This window comes from Domibacillus sp. 8LH (genome assembly GCF_038806185.1).
GTDB classification, from domain to species: domain Bacteria; phylum Bacillota; class Bacilli; order Bacillales; family Domibacillaceae; genus Domibacillus; species Domibacillus indicus_A.
This window is the reverse complement of record NZ_JAVJNG010000037.1, coordinates 21270-29869: the sequence shown is the minus strand read 5'-3', so window position 1 is coordinate 29869 and position 8600 is coordinate 21270. Positions and strand designations below refer to the sequence as shown.

7 protein-coding genes and 1 pseudogene are annotated in these 8600 nt (G+C 42.7%); 5 read left to right on the top strand and 3 right to left on the bottom strand.

Annotation, left to right across the window (positions count from 1 at the left end):
- Positions 1-181 precede the first annotated feature (181 nt).
- The 3 genes and pseudogenes from RG959_RS22350 (at position 182) to RG959_RS22340 (ending at position 1826) form a co-directional block, all read left to right on the top strand.
- Positions 182-435 (top strand): annotated as a pseudogene (locus tag RG959_RS22350) (hypothetical protein).
- A 41-nt stretch (positions 436-476) separates the two neighbouring features.
- Positions 477-842 (top strand): PTS glucitol/sorbitol transporter subunit IIA, encoded by a 366-nt coding sequence (locus RG959_RS22345; protein WP_342799021.1) that lies wholly within the window; start codon positions 477-479, stop codon positions 840-842.
- A 132-nt stretch (positions 843-974) separates the two neighbouring features.
- Positions 975-1826, top strand: coding sequence for a Cof-type HAD-IIB family hydrolase (locus RG959_RS22340; RefSeq protein WP_342799020.1), 852 nt, complete (start codon positions 975-977; stop codon positions 1824-1826).
- Between the two features lie 308 nt (positions 1827-2134).
- Here the strand turns inward: RG959_RS22340 and RG959_RS22335 are convergent, their stop codons facing one another.
- From RG959_RS22335 to RG959_RS22325, 3 genes are all read right to left on the bottom strand, one after another.
- Positions 2135-2647, bottom strand: a complete 513-nt coding sequence (locus RG959_RS22335; RefSeq protein ID WP_342799019.1) for a GNAT family N-acetyltransferase — start codon at positions 2645-2647, stop codon at positions 2135-2137.
- Positions 2648-3186: 539 nt separating this feature from the next.
- The gene (locus RG959_RS22330; protein WP_342799018.1) at positions 3187-3384 is read right to left on the bottom strand and encodes a hypothetical protein; all 198 of its coding nucleotides are present in this window, start codon (positions 3382-3384) and stop codon (positions 3187-3189) included.
- A gap of 319 nt (positions 3385-3703) precedes the next feature.
- A complete protein-coding gene (locus tag RG959_RS22325) occupies positions 3704-3853 on the bottom strand; it encodes a hypothetical protein (RefSeq protein WP_342799017.1) in 150 nt (49 codons plus the stop codon).
- A 665-nt stretch (positions 3854-4518) separates the two neighbouring features.
- Here RG959_RS22325 and RG959_RS22320 point away from each other — a divergent pair.
- Entirely contained in the window at positions 4519-4758 is a 240-nt protein-coding gene (locus tag RG959_RS22320; RefSeq protein WP_342799016.1) for a hypothetical protein, read from the top strand.
- Positions 4759-4773: 15 nt separating this feature from the next.
- Complete coding sequence (locus RG959_RS22315; protein WP_342799015.1) at positions 4774-8424, top strand: copper oxidase; 3651 nt, start codon at positions 4774-4776, stop codon at positions 8422-8424.
- Positions 8425-8600 lie beyond the last annotated feature (176 nt).

Here is an 8600-nt window from a genome sequence, read left to right as displayed (position 1 = left end):
CAACAGTTTGGAAACTAAGAGAGCTTCAAAATCATTTATTCCCGGAAGACGGCCTGCAAAAAGAGCTTCTTTCGAGCCTTATTACTTTGTAACACAATCTGCTGGCAATATCTTTGGGCTTCTCGTTCTTTCTATTATTTGTGCAATCCCGATTTTATCTCCTTTGCTTGGACCGGGTTCCGTGATTGCACAAGTAGTCGGCGTACTCATCGGAGTGGAGGCAAAGGGAATATCCCGCCAAACCTCGCCCTCCCTGCCCTGTTTGCGATTAACCCGCAGGTGGGCGCAGACTTTGTGCCAGTAGGCTTAACACTTGGGGAAGCAAAACCGAAAACCGTAGAAGTTGGGGTGCCGGCTGTTTTAATGTCACGCTTAATCATAGGGCCGCTTGCCGTTGTGATTGCTTATTTTGCGAGCTTCGGTATGTATGAATAAGGGAGGAATCAGGAAACATGAACACTATGGGAGGGCTACAAATGAAAACCATCTACCAGTCAACGGTTACAGAACTTGGTGCAGACGTGGAAATGTTTGCAGAAGAAAAAATGCTCATTCTTTTTAATGAAAGTGTGCCAAAAGATTTACGCGACATCGCTGTGAGCCATACGGTTGTTCCATTGGAAGGCACCATTGAAGCGGGCGATATTCTCTCATTTGATGACCAGTCTTATGAAATCACATTTGTCGGCGGTAAAGTAAATGAGACAGTGAGTGAGCTTGGCCACTGCACGATCGCATTTAATGGGGCAGACCATGCGGACCTGCCGGGAACGATGTGTGTAGAAGAAAAAGCAATGCCTAACATTACTATATCCACAAAATTGTCTATCAGTAAAAAGTAATTCAACTACCAACCAGGCCGTTAAGCTTATTCCCTTGCTTAACGGTCATTTTATTATCTTCTTATTAGTAGAAAGTGAATAATAGAGGATACCCCTATTATTTTTAAATCCACATAGAATAGGTGTGTAGATATGAAACTAATAGCTATTGATTTAAACGGTACCCTTTTAAATAGAAGGAATCAAATCAGCAGAAAAAACATTGAATCGATTAAAACGGCTCAGAAAAAAGGAATTGAAATTGCGATTGTAACCGGAAGAGCTCATTTTAATGTTCATTCTATTTTAAAGAATGCTGGTATTTCTGCTTGGATCATAGGCGCCAATGGAGCAACCATTCACGACAAAAAAGGAACGCTTTTACATGCGAAGTCTATTAAGAAAAACGATGCAAAAGAAATACTCGATTATTTTGCAGAACACAATATGTATTATGAAGTTTTTTCCAATAAAGTCATTTATACACCCCAAAATGGACGGGACTTATTAACAATCGAAATGTTTAAACTGAAGAATGCAAATCCAAAAATAAACCTAAAAGTATTTCAAGAAGCGGCAGAAAGACAGTTCAGCCAGGGAAAATTTGAGTTTATTTCCTCTCATTTAGACATTCTAGATAAAACAAATGAATTTTATAATTTTCTTGGGTTTTCTTTCTATAGGAAAAAAATCAATGATGGCTGGCAGCATTTTGAACAGAAAAGAGAGCTGGCCACTGCCAGCCTGGCTAAACATTTATTCGAATTGACGCATTCTGATGTTTCAAAAGGCTGTGCTGTCAGGTATTTGGCTGGGAAATTGAATATCGAAAGAGAAGATATTATAGCTATTGGAGACCATTATAATGATCTCCCTATGTTTGAATCGGCAGGACTAAGGATTGCGATGGGAAACTCCGTCCGAGATATTAAGTCTTGTGCGCATCACATAACTTTATCAAATGATGAAGATGGTGTGGCCCATATCATGAAGCTGCTTATTTAAATTCTATCTATATCTTTATATAGCGGTAGACCTTCTTTTGTTTTTTATCGATCTTTGCAGAATGGTCCTCTTGGTTAATCTCTAATAGACATTGATTGTTCGATTGGCTGCTAAGGCAGCTTTTTTATTATACTCAATCAGGATAGCCCTTTTCGAGCATAACAAAGAGTATAGCAAGAATTAACTTTGCTATTACAATTACCGATAGTTAAAACATAAATTCTTCACAAAAACAGCTCTAACTAAATTGTCTTGACGAATTAGTTAGAGCTGTTTTTATGGTGTTTGACTTCATCAAACTAGTTTATTTATTCTTCTGAAGGCACTTTAGGCCCTTTTAAATCCAATTGATAAAAAGCAAGATCCAGCCATTTATCAAATTTAAATCCAGCTTTTTTAATTACACCAGAAAATTCAAATCCCATTCTCTCATGCATTTTTATACTGCCTTCATTTGTTGCATCAATTCCAGCAACAAGTGTTGCATATTCTCTTTCATTAGCCATTTTTATTAATTCTTGCATTAATTTTTTTGCAATACCCTGACTCCTATAAGCCTTATGAACATAGACAGAATGTTCTATTGTGTATTTATAGGCTGGCCAAGCTCTAAAAGGACCAAATGTAGCAAATCCAACTGCCTTGCCATCTTGTTCGCATACTAATACTGGATAACCTTCCTCTACCTTTTGCTTATACCAAATTTGTCTGCTTTCAAGAGTCTGAGGTTTATAGGTATATACAGCTGTGGTATGAAGAATTGCATCATTATATACCTCTAAAATGTCCCTTAAATCTTTTTCCGTTGCTTCCCTTATCATTTTTTTCTTCCTCTCGCACTAAATTTGATTTTCTATATTTATTTTAGAACTCTCTATACATAACGTAAAATAGAAATTATTTCTATTCCTCTGGAAGGAAGCAACCTGATTTAAGCAGGGTTGGTGAAACGAAGCGTTGTACCTTAATCAGAAGAGATTCTGGTATATATTGATTTTTGAAAGTAGCTTTAGAGGAATCTATGCCGAAGAATGTGTAGAGTCAGCGTAACAGGCTCTTCCTTCTATTTTTAGTACATAAACTTGAATCGTACCGCTCGCTTCGCTTTGCTCCATCTTTTTTAGAATAGGCAACGAGCCTGCTCTAAAAACTGGCGCTCACCCGTCATGCGTTTTCCCTTCTTTTCTCAATTGCAGCCAAAGAAATTGTACTCATGACAAAAGATATCACAACAATTCTCTCCATGCTCTCCACAACATACTTCGCATTCAGAAATCACCAGAACAGCAAAAATTCGGAAAAATGGGCGCACTATGGAGAAGACCTACAAATACAGACAAAAATAATAAAAAGAAAGATGTTAGGCCCGAAGCTCTTGTCCATTCCCACGTTGTGATATCCCTGCTGTTTTCACTCCTTCACTATAATCATTTATATTATCTGTAACAAAAATTTGTTTTTGATCTATGACAATAATCGCCGCTGCCTGGACACCTTTGTCCTTCAGCCAGCCTGCCCCTGCCTCGGCATCCATCACGCAAAGCACTTTCGCGTACACTTCTGCTTCTGCTGTGTTACCCTCTTTTTTATCGCCTTACGCGATTAGAATATGAAAGAATGATAGATTTGCTTGGGAGATCGTCTACAATTTAAGTTAGAAGTAAAAGAAAAAAGAATACTGATTAAAAAACTTGGAAAGATTGCATTTAAGCATAATGATGCGAACGGATACTATTAAGGCATATAAAACAGATTTCTGCCCTTATTGTTTGGGGGACGGCCGTTTATATAGGGGACAGTTGTTTTAAATAAAAAGCAAAATAAAAAAGTCCCATTTGCGAAAGTATGCTTTCACCAGTGAGACCTAACTTTATGAATTATCTTTGGCTGTCCATTACTTCCATTGCCTCTACTAAAGAAAGAATATCGCCATGTATCATTTGCTTAATGTCATGATCGCCACATTTAAGATATTCCTCATACAGCAGGCGAATTTCTTTTATGAAGATAAGACCTTCCTCTACCATATATGCTGTCTCCCTTATTAGTCTGCAATGCTCTTTCCCTTCCTAACTACCTATAATATCTTAAAAGTAACTACCTTTTGTAGTGTCTTGCGTCCAAACTTTTTTAAAATCACGCATAAACTGCTAGCAGTAAGACAGTTTGGATTTGCATATTCATACTCCTGTTCTTTGGCGGACTGCATTGCAGCCGCCTTTTTGTTTCGAATGCAACATAAATATTCATTTAAAAGGGGTCATAAAAATCAAAAAAGCAGCTGTCCCTTCCCCAAGGGGATAGCTGCTTTTTCCGCGAATGTATGTGTTAAAGAAAATGAGGCAAAAACAAAAGGCTGGCGAGACCTTTGTAAGAGAACTATACGATAAACCGGCAGGGCTTATGCTCATGTATTAAAAATTATAATCGCTAGATCAACCATTACTATTATGTGATATTTATTTTTATCTTTTTATGACACACCGTTCACTTTAAAGAATATTACATCCTTTTACAACATACATTTTCCATTGTTTAGTTTGTAGTTGGGGCAGGCCGCTTAACCGGGCCTCTCCTCGACTATAAAGCTAAATCCCGCTCACTTTAGATGGGCAAGAAAGGAAGTGTAAAAAGGCGGACGCCTAGATCTTCTGCTGTAAATTCCAATAACGTTAGGCATGATGCCGCACTTGTGGAGCGTTTTAGGGCAGCCATTGGCATAAAAACCTTTATCATGAGGCCTTCTTATCCATTTATGTTTGTTGGCGAAATAGTTTCCATGCTAAGGGATCAATTTGAGATATTCGCTGAAACCACACGTTTTTCTCAACTTGAAAAAAGAAATTGGCTGGTCTATGTCCATAATATCGAAGTGTTTTATATCGAGGCTCCCGGTCAGCCGCGCATCCCAGAGCTAAATGACATGCTGTAACAAGGAGGAAAACCAATGATACGGCGTTATCATGTGGTCGCCATCCCGATCCGCATTGTCCTTAACAACTTTGGCGACCACAATCCAAATGGCAGAGTGTATGTCTTAAAGGAAAATGAAACAAAAGTAAAAGAACTTGTACGTAAAAATCCTTTTCTTCCTGTGGAACTCGTACAGCCGCTTACGATCAGAGCGAACGAAGGTGACGTTGTTGAAATTCTTTTTGAAAACCAGCTTCCTTTTGCAGCGGGTATGCATTTTCAAGATCTCGATTATAACGTGTTAACGTCAGACGGAGCCAACGTCGGCTTTAATCCAAGCTCACTGGCTGATTGCGGTGAAAAGCTTCTTTACAAGCTGGATGCCACGTATGAAGGCATTTGTTACTTTACCGATCTTGGCAATGTATCCAGTACAGAAGAAGGGTCCAGCATCCAGGGCCTTTTCGGCACATTGCTGATTGAAAAAAGAGGCTCCTGGTGGACAGATCCTGTAACAGGCAAACCAATCAACAGTGGCGTGTTTGCGGATGTCCATCACCCTTTCCTTCCCTCCTTCCGTGAATATGCCTGGTTTTTTAGTGATGAAATGGAAGTAAATGACTTAACCGGCAATCGGCCGCTTAATCCGATGACCAATCAAGAAAGTGAATCCTTTCAGGGCGTTAACTACCGGTATGAACCGCTTCATAACCGGATAAAGCTGATTGAAGAAGGTGTCGTATCTCCTGAATTAGAAGGCGAGGAAGTTCATCATGACTCGTGGGTATTTGGTGATCCGGCTACCCCGATTCTGCGCGGCTACCGGGACGACCCGGCTGTGATCCGCCTGATCCATGGAGGATCCAAAGAAACACATGCGTTTCATTACCATGTCCATCAATGGCTGAGAGACCCCGGCAACATTCATTCAGAAATTGTGGATGCACAGGCAATCAGCCCGCAGTCTCACTATACCGTTCAGCCTTTATATGGACTTGGCAGCCTTCAGGGCGCAATTGGGGATGTGGTTATTCACTGCCATCTTTATCCGCATTTTGAAGCCGGAATGTGGGGGATGAACCGCATTTTTGACACCCTGCAGGACGGCAGCCAGTGCTACCCAAACGGCGTGCCAATTGCCCCTCTCCAGCCGCTGCCGGACCGTCCCTGCCCGCCCCCGCCGACAAAAGAAAAACCAGGGTTTCCTAACTTCATTCCGGGAAAAGTTGGCTGCAAAGCACCGAGGCCGCCGCTTGGCATTGTGGGCGGCAGGGACATGACGGAACTTGAAAAAAAGGCCGCCGTACCCAATGCAAGGCCAGGAGCTGTTTTTGCTGATTCCTGCCTGGGCAATCCGGTTGTCCTGGAATTTAACGTGTCCGTTATTGACCTGCCGCTTGTTTACAATAAACAGGGCTGGCATGATCCAAAAGGAAGAATGTATGTGGCAGATGAAGATCTGGATGATGTGCTGTCCGGAAAAAAAGAGCCGGAACCGCTTGTGCTGCACGCGCCAGCTGGTTCCTGCATCAGGCTAAACTTTACAAACCGGCTGACTCATGTTCTTGATGGTGACGCCTTTCAGCTGGTCACACGAACCTATGAAGTGGGCTTTCATGTTCATTTCGTAAAGTTTGACGTTCTTGTGTCTGATGGTGCGAATGTAGGCTGGAACTATGATAGTGGTATTTTGCCTGGTGAAACTGGACGGTATGAGTGGTATGCCGACACTGAATTAAAAGCCTTTTTCTTTCACGATCACCTGTTTCCAACGACTCATCAGCAGCACGGAATTTTTGGCTCTTGTGTGATTCAGCCCCGTTTTTCCAAGTTTTTAAATTCAAAAACCGGTGAAGAATTGGATCACGGCACACAGATTACCGTTACTCATCCGATTATTCCGGATTATCGCGATTTCGCGCTATTTGTTCAGGATTTCGCTCTTCTGTTTGATAAAGACGGCTTTCCGATTCAGCCGCCGCAATTTCCAGGTTCCTTGGATGATCCCGGCATTTTTGCGGTTAATTATAAAACCGAACCGCTGCAGTTCCGGCTCGGAAAAGATAAGGATCCGGCCTATTCCTTCAGTTCTTATGTGCACGGAGACCCCGTTACGCCTATTTTGGAGGCATATGAAGGAGATCCGGTCCGTATCCGGCTGCTGCAGGGTGCGCATGAAGATTCCCATAGTTTTAATGTGCACGGACTAAGCTGGAAAGCAGAACGGCCCAGCAAGGATTCACAAATCCGTTCACAGCAGCACATCAGCATTTCAGAGTCGTTTACGCTTGAAACAGCTATACCGAAGGCTGGAGATTATTTGTGGGCCTTTGAAGATGAAGAAGATATTTGGAACGGCACATGGGGGCTGATCCGCGCATTTGATGAAGCCGTTGATGATTTAATGCCCCTTTCGGACCGCCCGCTGCCCCCACCGCGGACAAAGCGATTGCCAAAAGTGACCGGAAAGCCGCCAAAGCCGGCCAAACCACAGCGTACATTGCCGCCTGAAGCAACCCATCAGCCGCCGATCCGAAAGTACAGCGTTGTTGCTTTTCAAACGCCCATTTTATATAACTCATTTGGAGATCACGACCCGTACGGCATTGTGTTTGCTTTAGAGGAAAATGTAGATGATATTCTGCGCGGCATAAAGAAACCGGAGCCGCTGGTACTGAGAGGAAATGCCGGCGACCTGGTTGAAGTCACCTTGACCAGCCGGCTGAAAGCTAAGTTATTTCCGTTCCCTAACGGCATTCACCCGTACCCGCCGGTAAAAGAGCAGGCATTTTACCCGCCGTCTTTGCGCATCTCGCTGCACGTCAGTATGCTGGATTACGATGTTACCACTTCAAGCGGCGGTACGGTTGGATTCAACCCCGATCAAACGGTTGGGCCTGGAGAATCTATTACGTACCGCTGGCATGTACAAGAGAGCATAGGTACTTGTGCCATGTGGGACATGGCAGATTTACGGAACCACCGGTCGTTTGGTACATTCGGTGCTTTTATTGCGGAGCCGCGCTTTACGACTTACCACGATCCGCAGACGCTTAAATCAGTCCAAACTGGCACTAATGTAGTGCTCCGCAATCCACTTGGAATTGATTATAGAGAATTTGTCTTGATCATGCATGATGGTGTCCGGCTTGAGAATAAGCGTCGCAAAGTCATTGTTGATCCACTTGATGGCGTGATTCCAAAACCTGATCCTGAAGACGATGAAGTAGACACCTATGATTTTGGCTCACGGGGCTTTAACTACCGGACAGAACGATTAATTAACCGCTTTAAAAAACATCCTGTTTTAGGTGACTTATTCAGCTCGAAGGTTCACGGAGATCCAGCCACACCGGTTTTTGAAGCGTATCCGGGTGAACCCGTCATTGTCCGCCTTACCAATCCATCGGAACGAAGAAGAACCAATACCTTTCACCTCCATGGCCACAACTGGAAGTTTGATCCGAGGGACATTGATGCCCGGATTGATTCCTATGTCGGCCATGTGGCGCCGGGCGCAGCAGAAGATCTATTTTTAATCGGCGGTGCCGGAGGGACTTATAACTATCCTGGCGACTATATGTACCGGTCCGGCAACATCCGCTGGGGCATTGAGCAGGGTATGTGGGGAATCATTCGGGTCTATGATCAGCTCCAGCCTCATTTACCTTTGCTGGATAAATGACCTGTGAACAATCAGAACAAGGAAAATGAAAAAGAAAAAAGGACTGCCAATGACAGTCCAAAATAAATTAGGATGAAAGTAATTATGTTTACACTTATTTGGGCAAAAATAAGATAGTGATGGAACAAACATCCGACTTTTTCTGTCTTTCCTGCTTTTTCTTTTTTTCCATTTCC

Coding starts and splice junctions, on each gene's coding strand:
- RG959_RS22345 (WP_342799021.1), top strand. CDS start 477: ATGAAAACCATCTACCAGTCAACGGTTACAGAACTTGGTGCAGACGTG.
- RG959_RS22340 (WP_342799020.1), top strand. CDS start 975: ATGAAACTAATAGCTATTGATTTAAACGGTACCCTTTTAAATAGAAGG.
- RG959_RS22335 (WP_342799019.1), bottom strand. CDS start 2,647: ATGATAAGGGAAGCAACGGAAAAAGATTTAAGGGACATTTTAGAGGTA.
- RG959_RS22325 (WP_342799017.1), bottom strand. CDS start 3,853: ATGGTAGAGGAAGGTCTTATCTTCATAAAAGAAATTCGCCTGCTGTAT.
- RG959_RS22315 (WP_342799015.1), top strand. CDS start 4,774: ATGATACGGCGTTATCATGTGGTCGCCATCCCGATCCGCATTGTCCTT.